The following is a 16837-nucleotide window of genomic DNA, read 5'->3' as shown; positions in this document are numbered from 1 at the left end:
TGCTCCTGACCGTGAAATTATATTGCGTTTTATAAAGGTGAAATTGTACTTGAATGGTGCTTTGGGAGAAACCGCTAATTATCGTTTAAAAGCGAGTTCATCCTTACGATTTGGCTTTATGCGCATTGGTATTTCCCCGTGCTTGCTTGTGGTGCATTTGCACCAAGCTTAAACCTTAAGTATAAACCAAATGGCTCGAAAAATATGTAAGTTATTGATATTTAGAAGTTAAAAAGTTGGCACCCAACATGCAAAATCTTATAGTGTTAACAGTGCTGCGCAGTAGCGCTAACGTGAATGAGTGCCAGGCAACGCTTATTCACGTTGTTACTGAGTAGACCGTAAACCTTACCCATACAGATTTTTCGTGTCCTGAGGTCTGTGTGGGTTTTTTTTGCTCGAAAAACGTGGCTCTTACACCTTTTCTTTTATCCGCTTGATCACGTTCAATGTTTTTGCCTCTGAAACATCAACCCGCACATCGCTAATGAATGGCGTGAATGAAGCTATTGTAAAGAGACTCCCACCGTTATTTTTAACGCATAAGACATTTGCTTATCAATTTTTAGAGAAATAACTTAACTACTTTGTTGAATACGATACACTAAATTATAACGTCGACGATGTGTGCACGGTATCTTCACTGTATCTAAAAGCACGTTCTACAAAGGATTTTTCGATTGCTTGCGCTATATCCCTCTAACAAATTAGAACATTTAAGTTTTCTTCTTACTACGCTTTTACGTCAACAGCCTTTGGGCGTATTTACGCCGGAAACAATTTTGGTTGAAAGCCCAGGAATGCAGCACTGGGTAAGTATGCAGCTAGCAAACGAACACGGTGTAGCGATGAATATCGACTACCCTTTGCCGGTGCGCTTTATGTGGAATACTGCGCGAACGGTACTAGGAACTGATAAGGTACCAAAGCAATCGCCTTATCGCCGAGAAGTGTTGACGTGGCGAATAGATAATATTCTTCAAGATAGTTCGTTAATGGATAGCGACGCATTCGAGCAGGTAAACAAATACTGGCAGAGCGCAGGCAGTGAACAAGAGCAAGGGTTACAACGTCTTCAGCTTGCAACAGCCTTGGCTGACGTTTACGAACAGTATTTACTTTATCGACCAGACTGGCTATTCAAATGGGAGAATAATGAGCGCGCCGTCTTTGATGATATGGAAATATGGCAAAGTGAAATTTGGCGTATTTTAGCGAAAGATCAGCCCTTGCATCCTGCTCGCTTACACCAAATGACGCTAGAAGCACTCGAAGCGGGGAAAGTGCCAGCTAACTTGCCCAAGCGTGTCATTGTTTTCGCTATCAATACCATGGCTCCCCAACTTATTGCGTTTTTTGACGCGCTCGCTCAGCATATCGATATTCACATCTTTCATCTTAATCCAAGTGTCAATTACTGGGGGGAAGCGAAAAGCAGTAGCGAGCAAGCGAAGCTACTTCGTTTAGAAGGGCTCAGAAAGTGGATGGAAGAAGACCAGTCTAACCCTTTGTTAGGCAATTTAGGCAAGCAAGGACGAGAGTTATTTAACCTGCTTACTGAGCTAGACACGTTTGAGATAAGTGCATTTGATTCGCCAGATTTTGAAGGTGTAGGAGAGGGTGATAGAACAAACGAACAGGTTAATGGCAAAGGCCTGCTCGAATATATCCTTAACGACATATTGCACGCTGCACATCCTCAGCCAATTGATAGTCAATTAAAAGAAAACGACGACAGCGTTACCGTGATGTGCACCCATTCAGCGCTTCGAGAAGTCCAAGTCTTACACGATCACTTATTGCATTGGCTTTCTCAAGACAAAAATCGAACACCTTCTGATATTTTGGTCATGTGCCCCGCGATAGAAAATTATGCGCCTTTTGTAGACGCAGTATTTCACAGAGTAGGCACCAAATCTTTAGCCGGTACTGGGCAGGTGCGTCTCCCTTGCACCATAGCCGACAGAAGCCCGATGGATGCGGAGCCTCTTATTGCCGCATTCATGGCGCTACTCCAGCTACCGGATAGCCGTTTTGGTGTGTCAGATATTTTAGATTATCTTCAGCTTGATTCTGTTCAAAAGCGCTTTTCTGTGTCTCAAGATGATATCGAGCAAATGGTGGTTTGGTTAAAACAAGCGCATATCCATTGGGGGCTCAATAGTGCCCATAAAACTGCTGTTTCAGAGGGTGTTAGCTTAGACGACACTTACAGCTGGTGGTGGGGAATTCGTCGATTACTTATGGGAATGCTCGCGCCAGATAGTGAAATGATAGTAAGTGATTTACTTACCATTCCCGATGTAGAGGGGCAAAGTGCCCTTACCTTGGGCAAGCTTATAGAAGTTGTCGTCTTGCTGGGCGAGTTCGCACAGGAATTAACGGCACCGCGAACACCACAACAGTGGTCAAAGGCATTGATTGCACTTCGTGACGCCTGCTTTATGCCGATAAATGATCAGCAGCAAAGCTGGGATCTTATTGCCAAGGTTGCAGCAGATCTCGCCGCACGGTGCGAAGAAGCGGGTTACGAGCACGAGTTAACGTTGCGTCAGGTCCGCGATCTTTTACTTAATCGGTTCTCTTCGCCTGATGCGGGAAACCATTTTATGACCGGCCAAGTCACCGTATGTTCAATGCTTCCAATGCGAAGTATTCCGTTTAAAAAGGTGTGTATATTAGGGTTGAACGACAGTGAATTTCCTCGCAAATCGAGCCCCTTAGGGCTCGACCTAATGGCAGGCTGGGGTCGTCGAGTTGGCGATCGCTCTAGGCGGTTGGAAGACAGGTATTTATTCCTTGAAGCCATTATTTCAACGCGGGAAAGCCTGTATCTAAGCTACCAAGGTAACGATGTCACCAATAATAGTGAAAGGCAGCCCAGTCTTGTGTTGGCTGAATTTATGGATATGCTAGAAAATAGCTACGCATTATCTTTAGACAGCTACGCGGTTCATGCGCCACTACATCCGTTCAGCGAGGCGGTTTTTTCTGGTGTGTTGCCCAGCTATGAGACAGGGTGGCTGCGGTTGGCCGATGCGCTTCAGCAGAATAATTATCGAGCAGGTATCGAAAAAAGTGCTAACGACGGGCAATCAATAGAAGGCATGGCTAGCGAATCAGCAACCGAGACTATCCAGCCACCAAACGCACTTGCAGCCCAAGAATTACGTTTATCACATATGCAAATAGCCAGAGCGTTTAAAGATCCCCTTGAACACTTTGCTATTCAGAGGTTGGGAGTGAATCTAACTCAATCCTTTACCTTGCTTGAAAACAGCGAACCCTTTGAGACTAATGCGCTGCTTCGTTATCAAGTGCTAGACGCTATTTTTTCATCGCCAGATCGCATGTCAGCTGGTGAACAAGACTCCAATGAACTTACTTACAGTGAACAGGTGATCACGTATGCATCCCTAAGAGGGGATATCCCTAATAACGCTGTGGCGATGGATGAAGTGGAAATGTGGAAAGAAGGGGCACTAGCGCTGAGTCAAGCTATGGGCCCTCACGATGCGGACCCTAAAAAGGCACAATTTAAAGGGAAATATATTACCTTCAGCACTGCGGCATACAAAGGTCGCGATGCATTAGTAGAGCTTTGTGCCGGAAAGGTTGATACTCACAGAGCGCTGGGCTTTTTCATCTCTCAGTTGGTCTTTTCATGTAGCAATGAAGAAACTAGCTATACCGGTTATCCACTAGAAATCTATTCATGCTCGTGGGAAAAAGGGGAAACTACCCTGAAGAAACGAACGTTTCCTGCATTTGAACGTGATATCGCCGCGCAATTGCTATTATTTATCGAACAGCTTTATTTGGCTATTTATTCCGCGCCAACGCCTGTGTATCTCAGCCTTTTTGACAGCATTATCCCCGGCAAGAGAAATTCTGAGAGTAAACCTATCGTAGATAGCGTAACCCCTTCACTGTTTAACGAGATTCTGCGCGGGCTTGTGCGAATAAATGAAAGTTCCAGCGAAGCTGACAAGGCGCTGCTAAGCCAGCTTCGAATGACAATTGACGAAATATGTCCGTTCGTAGACAAAGATGATGCACCAAGCGAAGAAAAAGATGAGAAGGTTCAACAGATAGTCGGTCATGCCGCGGCGCTTTTTGACAGTGTCGAGTTGCAGCGGGCGTTAACCGATTGGCAGCAAACTAGCGGGCAATTTAGTGCTGATATAGCGAACAACCCCTACCTTAACTGGCTCTTCCCGCAAGGGGTTAGTTGGAATGACGTACCGCATCTTAGTGCGTTTATATTACTAGCTATGGTGAACAACGCATCTCGAGAGGAGAAGTTATGAGTAATTTTACCCCATCCTCTGGTAACGACATGTCAATCGATACGCAGCCTCACGCCAATGAGCAAGGCAAAGATAATGCACGGCTACTCGATGTTGTGGCAATGCCGCTTAAGGGGCGTCATCTTATTGAGGCCAGCGCGGGCACAGGTAAGACGTTCAATATCACCCGATTGTATTTACGTTTGCTGCTAGAGAAAAAACTTACCGTAAAAGAAATATTGGTAATGACCTTTACCAAGGCTGCCACCGAAGAGATAAAAGGGCGCATTGCTAAAACCTTGAGAGAAGCGTTACTGATTTGGCAGGAAGCTAAAGATAATGGTAATAAAATTAAAGACGACTGCGACCCAGTCTACCAGCATCTGTTTAATAGCTTTGATATTGATGAGAGTTTGGCTTTATTAAAAGCAGCGCAACTTGAGCTGGATGAAGCGTCGGTATTCACCATTCATGGCTTCTGTCAGCACGTGATCACGCAGCTGGCGTTTAACAGTGGCTTTGCCATGTCGTTAAATTTAGGTAATGACACGGGCGACTTGTATCTTCAGGCAGCAGAAGATTACATCCGAAAGGTGAGCAAAAGTGAAGATGATTTTCGGCTGTTGGCAGAGTCTGGTTGGCATACACCTGAAAAGCTATTGCTTGAATTTGGTACCAGCATAAAAAGTACTCTGACCCCACTAATGCTCAGCGAGCAAGATATCGAGCATGCCTTTCAAAAGCGGTTGGATGAATTACCCGATACATCATTGGCTTATGTAAAAACCTTGTCGCAAAGTGTGGAAGAAAACGAAGGGCTATTGGTTGAGCAGCTTATTAAAACCCCCGCACATAGAAAAGAAAGGCCGCAGGAATTAGCTGCGCTAAAAAGCTGGTTGCGCTCGTGCGTAGATAACGCACAGTATTATTTACCACCGCCTGAAGCGGAAGCCTTTGTTAAAGGAACTCGCTATGCGAGAAATTCCTCTGGGGTTAAGGAAATTCTAACACCTGTTAAAGAATTTGCTGCTACGTTGAAAAAGGTATTTGGCGAAAAAGAAAAGGCCCTTGCTAAAGTGCCGGTATTTAAGCTGATTGTAGAGGCTATTGGATTTATCAAAGGGCGTGTTGATAAGCAGAAAAAGCAGCTTGGCCTTATTGATTTTGATGATCTAATTCGCATGCTGGCTGATGAGGTAGTGAAGCCAAGCAATACACTAGTACCTGAACTTCGCAAAAAGTTTCCGGTGGCGCTTATCGATGAGTTCCAAGATACGGATGCCAAGCAATACGCTATTTTGGACGCGGTCTATCCCAATGCATCGAGCAATTCGACCTCACAAACAGAAACAGACCGTTTAAACGATAACGAGGAGAGCGCCTCGGCTAGAGACAGCGCGCTTCTAATGATAGGCGACCCCAAACAAGCTATATATCGCTTTCGCGGAGGAGATATCTTTACCTATTTGAAAGCCGGTAGGCAAGCTGACTATCGCTGGGTAATGAACACAAATTGGCGTTCAGTAGAGGGAATGGTAAAAGCTTATAACCGACTATTTTATGGCGCACCTGTCGCATCGAATGAACCTACAGATGTGTTTGGCTTCGACATCAAATATAACCCCGTTGAATTTACGTCTAAAGCGGCAGCGGCTAAAACACCGTTGGTTGACCCTGCTAATCAACGCAGTGCAATGAACTACGTAAGCATGTGTTTGGAGGAAAAAGAAAATACCAACATCATGCGTCGTAAAATGGCCCAATGGATTGCGCAAGAGATTTACCGCTTACTTAACGAGGCACACTTTGAATTAAGAAATGGCGAGACTAGGCCGGTAAAACCTCAAGACATCGCTATTTTGGTGAAAGACAGAACCGAGGCTGGGGCTATTAAAAATGTGCTTCAGCAAAAAGGGTTAGCCTGTGTGTATTTGAGCGACCGAAGCAATTTGTTTGCTAGTGCCGAAGCGAAGGATGTCCTCAGGCTTCTTAACGGTATATGGCACGCAAACGATACGAGTAAAGTTGCTTCTAGTTTAGCGTCCCCGCTTTGGGGCTATAGTCCACAGATGCTTATCGAACTGCTTTATCACGAAGATGATGCAACATGGGATAGGGCGATAGACAAAGTATTGTCTCTGCGGGATATGTGGCTGCAAAAAGGATGTATGAGTGTGCTGTTGCACTTAATGCAAGATAGCTATTTCCCTCACGCTGATAGCGTGGAGCGAGCGCTAACAAATTATCAGCATCTTGCAGAAGTGCTGGAAAAAGCCAGTACCACTCACCAGCGACCTGAACAGCTACTCGACTGGCTAAATAAACAAATTCACAAGCCAGAAAGCGACGAAGAGCTTACGTTACGTCTTGAAAGTGATAGCCAACTAATTCGTTTAATAACGCAGCATGGCTCAAAAGGCCTTGAATACCCCATTGTGTTCATTCCTTATGCAACGGGCTATCGTGATGCGGCAAAAAATGGTAATTCGACGTCTCAAATATTTACCTACTACGATGAAGAGAAGCAAGATTTGCAAATGCAGTTAGGTCAAACTGCGCAAGCCATATCTCGAGTGCAAAGTGAAAGCGAGGCAGAAGACATGCGCCTTGCCTATGTTGCGGTAACGCGTGCGGCACATCGTTGTTACATGGGGGTTATTCCTCTTACAAATAACGAAAAAAGCGCATTGGCGCGCGCTTTAGGCGTGAGTGGGGAAGAAGGTTTGGGTAATGACTGGTCGAGTGTATTACGCCGTGTGGCCGAAGAAGATGAATCTCATGCAAGCTATATAGACGGTGATGAGTTTGTGGAAGTGTATTCAGGCTTTGAACAAAATGAAGTAACTCCTAAACTTACGGCACTTCAATTTACGGGCACCGCGAGCGAGGAATGGCGGCTTTATTCGTTTTCCGCCATGAGCCGTTTAACAACTACTGGCCCAGTGAATAATACTGAAATAGCCGAAGATACAAACCAAAACCTTCCTAGTGTCCCTGTACTTCAAACTATTCGTGATGAAGAAATATTCGCGCTCAATACATTATCTGCTGATGGTGAGATTCTCGACGGGATGACGTCACACCACAACCCGTTTGTTGAAATGAGTTTAGTGACCCGAAGTGACCTGCGTTTTACGCTGGAAAAAGGAGCAAGCGCGGGTAATTTGCTCCACGATATTTTAGAGCATAGCGATTTTAGTGACCCTACTTGGGAAGAGACGGGCAAAGAACTGGTAAATCGTTTTGGATTAGATGAAAAGCGCACGCCTTTTCTATATGCGTGGTTAGACGAAGTCTTACAAACGCCGTTATATCCTAATATGCAACTAAGTTTGAGTGATTTGACCCTTGAGCAAACCCTGCGTGAGGCGGAATTTTACTTCCCAATGAACGACACACAATGGGCGTTGCTTAAAGAGGTTCTAACAAGCCATCGACAAGACGTCGCAGCTACCCTAGGTGGTCAAGCTGAAGTCGCTCCACAGTTAATGACCGCAAAACTACAAGGCATGATGCATGGTTTTATCGATTTGATTTTTGAGCATGAGGGGCAGTTTTTTGTTGCTGATTACAAGTCGACCTGGTTAGGAGATACGTTAGAGAGCTACACACCTTCAGCGCTTTTTGATAACAATCAGCATCACCTTTATGACCTGCAGTATTTAATTTATTGCTTGGCACTGCACCGTTATTTAAACAATACATTGCCAGATTATGAGCCCGATATTCATTTTGGAGGCGTCTACTACCTTTATTTACGCGGAATGCATCCAGAAAACGAGCAAGGGGAAGGCGTGTTCTATACTGATATACCCTCATGCTTACTTAACCAACTCGATGCTATTTTCGCAAGTAGGGATGGTACGCACACCTATCAAGACAAAGCCTATGAGCTTGAAAGCGAAGTGCCTGCATGTGAAGCGCAATCGGATGGCACGCTGAAAAGTGATGCGAGGGTAAACTCGCCAAGCTCAAACAATGGAGCTTCAGGTCAGCAGCAATTTAGTTTCGACGACGAGTAGGAGATGTCATGAACAACTATCAACAATGCGTGTCGTCGTTTTTCGATAATTTATTTGGCATTGAAGCCATCGATAAGTTCGTCGCAAAAGAGTTTGGCTTTGTAGAACCGCTGTCTGAAAGTGATGCTTTAATTTGGGCAGGTTTATTGGTACACCTGTCGTACATGCAGAGAAATGGCCATAGCTGTGTTTATTTAAAAGATGTTGCGGGAACTACGCTTTTTAAAGAGGTAGCACCTTCGGCGGCAAGTAGTATTGCTGAGCAACCATCTGGCGACGTACTTCAAACAGACGAAATTCATGCAAGCGGACGAGAAGAAAAAGCGCTTAAAACAGGCTTTGTGTTACCAGAATTAACGCCTCTACTTAAAATTGTGAAAAGTGCGCTTAAAAACGAGCAGGTTGCTCAGCTGTTCGTCTATGACAATGGCAAACTTTACAGCCGTCGCTACTATGAGTTTGAACAAGAGGTAGCGAGAAACGTTGTGATGCGAGCAGCGCTTGAGCCGTTAACTGAAGAGGCTAGCGAAAAAGTTAAGCAGCTTTGGCCTGCTATATTCCCCACACAGACCACAGAGCATCAAGACTGGCAGCAAATCGCCGTTGCTAAGAGTTTGATGCAGCGCTTTTGCGTGATAAACGGCGGGCCGGGAACGGGGAAAACCTATACTGTGCTGCGCCTTTTACTCGCGCTCCAGGCAAGTAATGAGAATTTAAAAATTGTACTGGCAGCTCCTACCGGTAAAGCGCAGCAGCGCATGACTGAGTCTATTATAAGCAGTATAGAAGGACTTCGGGGGAAGGTAGACGATAGTGCCCTTGATAAAGTGCCTACCGACGCCGTAACCCTGCACAGATTGCTAGGGCTTCGCGAATTCGGCGTTTCAACAAAGTACAACCATTATAACCAATTGACTGCTGACGTCCTCATAGTAGATGAGGCAAGTATGGTCGATTTAGCGTTAATGACTCGCATCGTTAGAGCGTTGCCAGAGCATGCTCGACTTTATCTTATCGGCGACGCCGACCAGTTGCCTGCGGTAGAGCTTGGCAACGTGTTAGAACAACTTGTTAGCGACGAAACAGAGGTTTTTGACAAGGGTGATAATGCTATATCAAGTAACGCAAGTACTCGTGATGACGCGCTTTCAATGGGAGGAGTGCCTTCTTTAATGCGACAGAGTATCGCAACGCTTTGCCCACATATCCCCTTGTTGCCTGTAAATGAGGAAGCCAAAACTTATGTGGCGACACTTCAGGCACCGCAGCGCTTCAAGGGGCAGGTGGCGAAGGTGGCGACGGCCATTCAGCGTGGCGATGCTAATGAAGCAATTGCCGCCATTGGTGAAAATGACAGTGGCGATGAAAAGACAAAAATTACGTCAAATGCTCTTTTAGGCTTGAAAGCTGGCGTTCATCTATTGCCAGAACAACAAGTAAATACTCGAGATTTACAGAAGCTTGCAAAAGAAAGCTTCTTGCCAATATTTGATGCGAAAAGCGCTGAAGAAGCGCTTAGTTGTCTGAATTTTGTCCGATGGCTCACACCAGTACGAAAGGGTGTAATGGGGGTTGAAGGTTTGAACAGTCTTGTATTCGACGCCATCAAGCACAAAATTAAAAAGCGAGAAGGGCACTTCTACCAGGGCCAGCCGATAATGATAGTAAAAAATCATCATCCTCAGCGGCTTTCAAACGGCGAAGTTGGCGTAATTTGGCCAGACAACAAGGGTAAACTTTATGCTTGGTTTTACCAAGATACAAAAAATGAAGGCGAAGTTCCAAGTGCAGATAACAAACAAAACGTAAATGTGAGTAACGGGCAGCAAAAGCAAGCGCTTCGCAGCATATCACTGTCAAGAGTTCCGCAGTTCGAGACCGTATATGCAATGACTATTCATAAATCCCAGGGCTCTGAATTTAACCATGTAGTACTTATTTTGCCGAAGCCTGACAGCGAGAAGGCCGCTAACCTTTTTCATCGAGGCTTGGTTTACACTGGGTTAACCCGTTCAAAAGATGGTTGCTTAATCATTGCTGATAACAACACTTTCACTGGTATGGTTGCGAAGGTTGACAAGCGTTATTCTGGGCTGTCAGAAGCGATAAAACGAATCACTGCCAAAGAGCAGGTCCTCGTACTAGAAGACGATTAGAAATAAGTACTCTGACCCCCTAAACTTTTGAGGGGCAGAGTACTTTTCTATCTCACAGGGGTAAAAAGGCACAGGCCGTGTTTGTTGATATCTATGGGTGTTTTGCTTATTAAATAGATGCGGGTCGGTGACGTGACGCGAAGGATCCCGCCTTCTGCTTTTAAAAACTGAGAAGGAAGGATCACTGATTTGTCGTCAGAGTCACTGCTGGTTGTTTCAGTTTTCACCGCAAAGTAAGATAATCCGCCGTGATCGAGCCAGCCTAATATATTATCTGGCGTCGCCACAAAATTATCGTGTTTTAATACGCTACTGTGCAGCGTAATGTTGGCCCCAAAAACCGGCTTGGTTTCTATTGCCATTTGAGTATTGGGTCTCAGGTGCAGCCGATAAAGACCATGAGGTTCTGGTACGATCTCGTCGTTTGCATCTGTACTGTTCACTAACGTAAGCATACTAAGTTTCGCATGGAAGTTCTGATGGTTTTATTGTGGTGGACTTATGGCTAGGCTGCATTGACGTGGATCAAGTAGATTTAAAAGCCGTGGTGGGTTGGCATAAATCGACCAAGCCCACTTTAAAAAGTAGAAGTAATTCAGTAATTATTGAGAGACGTAGTGACAGATACCCTAATTAGCGTGCACTTTCGCTTAACAAAGTTGGATGCCATGCAAGCATATACACTAAAACGTGAAATTGAGGGCGCGTACTTCATTAAGCGCGATGGCTCTGATGTGTTTGTAGGTATGGTGCCTTTAAAAGAAACGCTGTTCGACGAGCTAAACGATTATGTTATTCGTCAGCAAATTCAATATGATGCTTGCGATATACTTGTAGAGGCGAAAAATACAACAGGGGAAGTAGCGGTACCAAGGGAGGTAAACAAACTGCTCAAATATATCGACTGTAAGCTAACTTACACTTGCTCCGCATAGCATCAACACTCTCTAACCTTAATGCTTCATTACAAACCGCCAAGGCAATTTGGCATCATGCTCGGCATAATCAATACCAATACGAGGTGAGCTTATAATATTCTCATGGCAAACCGGCGAGGCGTTGCCTTCAATCCAAACAGTGGTTTTATCTAAAATAGATATGCCATTCAGTGCAGGCGTTAAACCGAGAGCTTGAGACAGCTTTGCAGGGCCGGTACACAAAGACCGAGTTGGTGTTTTTATTCCTCTACGCTCTCGCATGGTGTCTAAGCCGACTGTGGGCTTTATTGCCCTAACGAGAACCGAGTCCGCATAGCCCGATTCATTCGTGACTATATTAAACATGCTGTGATAGCCATAAACGGAATAGATATAGGCAATACCACCTTGGCTTTTGAGTACATCAACAGATAAGGGTCTTCGCACAAGGTGCTTTTGCATGGCTAAATCGCAGCTTTCACAATATGCCTCGGTCTCGATAATGATACCGCCAGTAAGTGTGCCGTCTACCTTGCTATAAAGGGAGGCGCCAATGAGCGACTTGGCGATACCAACAACATCGTTATTAATGAAAAAAGACCGTTGCATAACAAGCAAAACCGATTAAGACGACTTCTTGAGCTCACTATGAGACTTTAAAACCTTGCTGCCATCATCTTGCTCTATGAGGTAAGCTGGGTCGCTATCGCTTGCTTCACGTTTAACTGATGAGCCCTTAATTGTGCGCTCAACATCACTGGTAAACTTTTCTCTAATATTGCCAGAAGCGCTACCGTTACCCCATTCCCATTCAACTTCTGTGTTTACAGCGTAGTGTTTCATCGCATTATTCCCTGTGTTCTTGAACGTTAGCGCCATATACTGCTTAAACGGTACGGGTAAGCGCTAAGTTCATAAATCAGAGAAAAAACGATAAAAAGCACGGCAAATTTTAAGAGCTAAGATAAGGTCTCGACCTGTTTTTGCCTCTGAGTAATAGAGCTGCCAGCAGTAGCGATAACCACCAACGCCACAGCAAACCACTGCGAAAGGGTGAGGGTTTCATCAATAATGATAAATGCCGCTATTGCCGCGACGGCTGGCTCGACACTCATCATTATACTGAACGTTTGTTTGGGCATATTGCGCATAGCACTCATCTCTAATGTATAGGGGATAGCAGACGAAAATATGCCCACAGCGCAGCCTATAAGAATAACGTCGATGTTTAGTAAAGCGCTTCCTTGGCTTATTATGCCAATGGGTACAACGCACATAGCGGCTACCAACATGCCCAAGGTTACCGTAACACCGCCCGACCCTTCGTTACCTGTTTTGTTACCAAACACGATGTAGCCAGCCCAGAAAGCACCCGCAGTAAGTGCAAAGATAACACCGAGTGGATCTAAGCTTTCTGAAGAGGCTCCGCCAATATCAGGAAGTAGCAAGCAAACGCCAGCAACAGCTAAAAGAGCCCACGCAAAATCTCGCTTTTTTCTCGCACTAAAAAAAGCGACAGCTAGCGGGCCAGTGAACTCAAGAGCAACACCAATACCAAGAGGAATGCGGGCAATGGCAAGATAAAAAATGATATTCATTGCACCTAAGCAGGCGCCATAAAAGAAAACGTTCCGCCATCCCTTCGCGCTTAAGCGTGCACGCCAGGGCCTAAAAATACCTGTTAAAATTAATGCGGCGAAAAAAGCGCGAAGGGCGCTTGTTCCCTCAGGTCCTACAATTGGAAAGAGCTGTTTGGCAAACGAAGCACCGGATTGAATAGTTATCATGGCCAACAGCACTGCGACAATGGCCAGTAAAAAACGTTGATTCACAATGTATTACAACTTGGATAAGACAAAATTAAATTATATTTCTTCTAGAAATGAAAAGCTTGTCTATTAGGGAAAGTAGTGAAAATTAATGTTGAATAGCAGAGGGTGTCTAAAGTGAGGTTTGGCGTTACTTTACGCAAGAAAATACAGCAAAGCTGTAACGCGTTTAAAAGAGTATGCACAGTAGCTTTTTAGCACAATGCTAACGGCAGTTAAATTGATGTTTAAATTGCGGTGTAGCAACGCTCTATTGTGCTATTACGTTAGCTTAAAACGCATGAACTCTTGAATATTAGTATGTATCGCTACCATCACCTATACTGAAGTGCGAACGTAATTCAGGCCATTATTTTTCTAAATACATTGTTCACCGTATCCACCAATCAAGAAGTGTGGGTGATAGTAGTCGGTTGATATTTCCTAATTTAAGGAAAGCACTTGTTTACAATTACCCAGTTACATATCGATATTGCGCGCAACGCCACTGATGATTTTAACTTATTTCACGACCCTATGCGGTGGCAGCGAATATCGGGCAATCCATTTCATGGCACTATCGCGCTTGGGTTTCAACTTGGTTTATTCATAGAAACTCAAATTCATCGAGGTGCGTCTAACATCAAACCAAGACGCTATTCAGTCTACGAATTTACCTTCGTAAATCCCGCCAAAGAGGGAGACGAGCTAAGCTTAATGTTCAAGGCTCAAAGGGTTTCACAGACGGAGCAGGGTGAACAGGAGTCACAGCGTTTGATTTTAAAGGCGTCGGGTAAGGCGAGTTTAATGGGGTTTTATCGGCAGTCAGATTTTATGTCGGTAAAAAGCCCTTTAGTTAAATATAAAAAAGAAGACTTAGCTCGACTAGCGGACAGGACGTTGTTAGATGGGGATGTGTTTCTAAAGCGGAAATGGATGATAGTCGGTAATGCTAAAAATTATTTGTTGAGCGCCTTTGCTGACCAATCGCTATATATTGACGAATTCGCAGATAAAGTGCGCTTTCCACAATTTTACCCACTGTCTCTGATGTCTTCAGCCATGCTAGAAAGAGCCCAGGCTCTTAGTTACGATTTAATTAAAAACCCCATGATCTACGTATCGCAAAATTTATGCATTGACAACGACCAGCTCGAGCAACTTAAAAGTAACGACTGTTTAAATATGCTTGTTGCGCCTGTGGAGTCTGACTCTGGCCATCTTACTTGCGCGGGATGGGTAAAAAGTGAATCTCCACTTTTTTGCGCCGAAGTGAGACTTATGCCTCTATCAGATATGCTCGTTAATAATCGTTAACCAGGCCAAATTTTCAGAGCAAATTTTTAATTTGTAAAAAAACGGCGCTGAAAAACGCCGGTTTTACTTTTACTCTATAAGAATTGATTTACATTTTGTACGCTACAGGCACAACCGAAACGGCCCCTGTTAAGCAGTTCGTCTTAGCGCTAATTCTTGTCTTACAATGTCGGCACCTGCACTTAATGCCTCAAGCTTACCTCGCGCAACAGCGCGAGAAAGTGGCGCCATACCGCAGTTAGTGCAAGGGTAAAGCTTGTCTGCATCCACGTACTTTAATGCTTCACGCAATGTAGCTGCTACTTCTTCGGGTGTCTCTATCGAGTCTGTAGCAACATCAATAGCGCCTACCATTACCTTTTTGCCTTTAAGAAGCGAAATCAGCTCAATAGGAACATGGGAGTTATGACACTCTAGCGAAACCATATCAATATTGGACTTCGCTAGTTTAGGAAAGCTTTCTTCGTATTGACGCCATTCCGTACCCAGTGTTTTCTTCCAATCTGTGTTGGCTTTGATACCGTATCCGTAGCAAATATGAACAGCGGTTTCACATTTCAGCCCTTCAATAGCACGCTCTAATGCGGCGATACCCCATTCATTAACTTCATCGAAGAACACGTTAAAAGATGGCTCGTCAAACTGGATTATATCTACACCCGCTGCCTCTAGTTCTTTCGCCTCTTGGTTTAAAATTTTTGCAAATTCCCATGCAAGCTTTTCGCGGCTTTTATAGTGGTCGTCATACAAGGTATCGACCATAGTCATTGGGCCTGGAAGTGCCCATTTAATAGGTTGATCAGTCTGGCTTCGTAAAAACTTGGCATCTTCAACAAATACCGATTTTGGTCGCGTAACCGCTTGGGTTACAACAGGTACGCTAGCATCGTAACGATTGCGAATACGCACGGTTTTACGGTTTCCAAAATCTACGCCATCAAGATGTTCTATGAAAGTGGTCACAAAGTGCTGACGGGTTTGCTCACCATCGCAAACAATGTCGATGCCAGAAGCGGTCTGCTCCTGAAGCGTAACGCGCAGCGCATCTTTTTTACCTTCTTCCAGCGTTTCACTTTCTAACTTCCAAGGCGACCATAGCGTTTCGGGTTCTGCCAACCATGATGGTTTTGGAAGACTGCCTGCAATAGAGGTGGGGAGTAGTTTTTTCATGTAGTTTGGTTTCTTTTAATCAATAATTCGGATAGGTGAATACAGGGCAGGGCGTACTGCCCTTTTCATCGACATTTCGAATTCAATTAGCCCTGTTTGAACGTGATGAGCCGCGCTAAAAGAGGAAGCTTTTAAGCATAGCTAGCCGTAAATTGCTGTAGCTTGTGTTGATAAGGCTTCAGAAAATTATCTTCTACAAACTTGCCTTGCTCAACAGCGAGCTGGCTGCGCTCTTCACGGTCATACACAATGCGCGTTACCGAATGGTCGCTATTTTTTAAGTCCGGCTTGTAGCTTAGACCTGCTTGTGCGTTTGCGTTGTAAATTTCTGGGCGATAGATTTTCTGGAACGTCTCCATGGTCGCAATCGTGCTAATAAGCTCTAAATTGGTGTAGTCGTTTAGCAAGTCGCCGAAGAAATAAAAAGCAAATGGCGCGGCGCTGTTGTGCGGCATGAAATAGCGCACGTTTAAGCCCATCTTTTTAAAATACTGCTCAGTTAGCGACGTTTCATTAGGCTGATATTCCACACCTAATACAGGGTGCTGGTTCTCTGTTCTGCGGTATGTTTTATTGTCAGAAACACTCAAGCAAATTACTGGCAGCTTTGAAAAGTGTGTTTTATAGGCTTCTGAATTAACAAAGTATTTAAAAAGTTTGCCGTGCAGGTCGCCAAAGTCGTTGGGTATACTAAAAGATGACTGCCCACGGTTATGATTTGATAGACGAACGCTAAAATCATAATCGCGCACATAAGACGAGAAGTTGTTACCCACGATACCTTGAGTGCGTTTTCCGGTTTGCTTATCGATGATATTGGTTTGCAATATCTCGATAGTGGGAAAGGTGTTGCCGTTTCTTTCTATATCAATATCTACCGATACTATTTCTAGTTCAACGGCATAGCGGTCACCACGTTCATTGTCCCAGCTAGCTAGTGCATTAAAGCGGTTGTTAATCATGCTCAATGCATCGCGTAAATTCTCTTTTCGGCGCTCACCCCGCGCTAAGTTAGCAAAATTTGTGGTAATGCGCGTATTGTCTGACGGGCGATAATCTTCATCAAACTTAACGCTGTTAATAGTAAAAGAGAAATTTGTGTCCACGTTACTGTTCATGAGAATGCGCTTCTATTCAAAAGATTAAACCGAGTAATGT

At 44.5% G+C, this 16837-nt stretch carries 11 protein-coding genes; 5 read left to right on the top strand and 6 right to left on the bottom strand.

Going from position 1 to position 16837, the window contains the following annotated elements; translation table 11 throughout:
• The first annotated feature begins 680 nt into the window (after positions 1 to 680).
• Genes recC through recD form a run of 3 tightly spaced genes read left to right on the top strand, consistent with a single transcriptional unit; the run spans position 681 to position 10467 of the window.
• Positions 681 to 4310, top strand: coding sequence for an exodeoxyribonuclease V subunit gamma (gene recC / locus ACM0P2_RS11865; protein WP_419226630.1), 3630 nt, complete (start codon positions 681 to 683; stop codon positions 4308 to 4310).
• Positions 4307 to 8311 (top strand): exodeoxyribonuclease V subunit beta, encoded by a 4005-nt coding sequence (gene recB / locus ACM0P2_RS11860; RefSeq protein ID WP_419226629.1) that lies wholly within the window; start codon positions 4307 to 4309, stop codon positions 8309 to 8311. Before recC ends, recB begins: the two co-directional genes overlap by 4 nt.
• Positions 8312 to 8319: 8 nt before the next feature.
• Positions 8320 to 10467, top strand: a complete 2148-nt coding sequence (gene recD, locus ACM0P2_RS11855) for an exodeoxyribonuclease V subunit alpha (RefSeq protein WP_419226628.1) — start codon at positions 8320 to 8322, stop codon at positions 10465 to 10467.
• A gap of 47 nt (positions 10468 to 10514) precedes the next feature.
• Here the strand turns inward: recD and ACM0P2_RS11850 are convergent, their stop codons facing one another.
• Positions 10515 to 10922, bottom strand: coding sequence for a hypothetical protein (locus ACM0P2_RS11850; protein WP_173359951.1), 408 nt, complete (start codon positions 10920 to 10922; stop codon positions 10515 to 10517).
• A gap of 162 nt (positions 10923 to 11084) precedes the next feature.
• Here ACM0P2_RS11850 and ACM0P2_RS11845 point away from each other — a divergent pair, with 162 nt between their 5' ends.
• Positions 11085 to 11402, top strand: a complete 318-nt coding sequence (locus ACM0P2_RS11845; protein WP_159117668.1) for a hypothetical protein — start codon at positions 11085 to 11087, stop codon at positions 11400 to 11402.
• Between the two features lie 18 nt (positions 11403 to 11420).
• On the opposite strand, the gene ACM0P2_RS11840 is transcribed toward ACM0P2_RS11845, so the two are convergent.
• From ACM0P2_RS11840 to ACM0P2_RS11830, 3 genes are all read right to left on the bottom strand, one after another.
• Positions 11421 to 11993 carry a DNA-3-methyladenine glycosylase gene (locus ACM0P2_RS11840; RefSeq protein WP_419226627.1) on the bottom strand — a complete coding sequence of 191 codons (573 nt, stop codon included), beginning with the start codon at positions 11991 to 11993 and terminating at the stop codon, positions 11421 to 11423.
• A gap of 15 nt (positions 11994 to 12008) precedes the next feature.
• Positions 12009 to 12227: a DUF2945 domain-containing protein gene (locus ACM0P2_RS11835; protein ID WP_159117670.1), complete on the bottom strand. Its 219-nt coding sequence runs from the start codon at positions 12225 to 12227 to the stop codon at positions 12009 to 12011.
• A 116-nt stretch (positions 12228 to 12343) separates the two neighbouring features.
• Positions 12344 to 13216, bottom strand: coding sequence for an EamA family transporter (locus tag ACM0P2_RS11830; RefSeq protein ID WP_159117671.1), 873 nt, complete (start codon positions 13214 to 13216; stop codon positions 12344 to 12346).
• A gap of 438 nt (positions 13217 to 13654) precedes the next feature.
• Here ACM0P2_RS11830 and ACM0P2_RS11825 point away from each other — a divergent pair, with 438 nt between their 5' ends.
• Positions 13655 to 14509 carry a hypothetical protein gene (locus ACM0P2_RS11825; protein ID WP_419226626.1) on the top strand — a complete coding sequence of 285 codons (855 nt, stop codon included), beginning with the start codon at positions 13655 to 13657 and terminating at the stop codon, positions 14507 to 14509.
• A gap of 129 nt (positions 14510 to 14638) precedes the next feature.
• Here the strand turns inward: ACM0P2_RS11825 and ACM0P2_RS11820 are convergent, their stop codons facing one another.
• Entirely contained in the window at positions 14639 to 15679 is a 1041-nt protein-coding gene (locus tag ACM0P2_RS11820; RefSeq protein ID WP_419226625.1) for a methionine synthase, read from the bottom strand.
• A gap of 131 nt (positions 15680 to 15810) precedes the next feature.
• Positions 15811 to 16797: a DUF1852 domain-containing protein gene (locus tag ACM0P2_RS11815; protein WP_419226624.1), complete on the bottom strand. Its 987-nt coding sequence runs from the start codon at positions 16795 to 16797 to the stop codon at positions 15811 to 15813.
• Positions 16798 to 16837 lie beyond the last annotated feature (40 nt).

It is taken from the genome of Alteromonas sp. OM2203, from assembly GCF_048517045.1.
Classification (GTDB): domain Bacteria; phylum Pseudomonadota; class Gammaproteobacteria; order Enterobacterales; family Alteromonadaceae; genus Alteromonas; species Alteromonas gracilis.
This window is presented reverse-complemented; position numbering and strand designations above follow the sequence as displayed.

Coding starts and splice junctions, on each gene's coding strand:
- recB (WP_419226629.1), top strand. CDS start 4,307: ATGAGTAATTTTACCCCATCCTCTGGTAACGACATGTCAATCGATACG.
- recD (WP_419226628.1), top strand. CDS start 8,320: ATGAACAACTATCAACAATGCGTGTCGTCGTTTTTCGATAATTTATTT.
- ACM0P2_RS11850 (WP_173359951.1), bottom strand. CDS start 10,922: ATGCTTACGTTAGTGAACAGTACAGATGCAAACGACGAGATCGTACCA.
- ACM0P2_RS11840 (WP_419226627.1), bottom strand. CDS start 11,993: ATGCAACGGTCTTTTTTCATTAATAACGATGTTGTTGGTATCGCCAAG.
- ACM0P2_RS11835 (WP_159117670.1), bottom strand. CDS start 12,227: ATGAAACACTACGCTGTAAACACAGAAGTTGAATGGGAATGGGGTAAC.
- ACM0P2_RS11820 (WP_419226625.1), bottom strand. CDS start 15,679: ATGAAAAAACTACTCCCCACCTCTATTGCAGGCAGTCTTCCAAAACCA.
- ACM0P2_RS11815 (WP_419226624.1), bottom strand. CDS start 16,797: ATGAACAGTAACGTGGACACAAATTTCTCTTTTACTATTAACAGCGTT.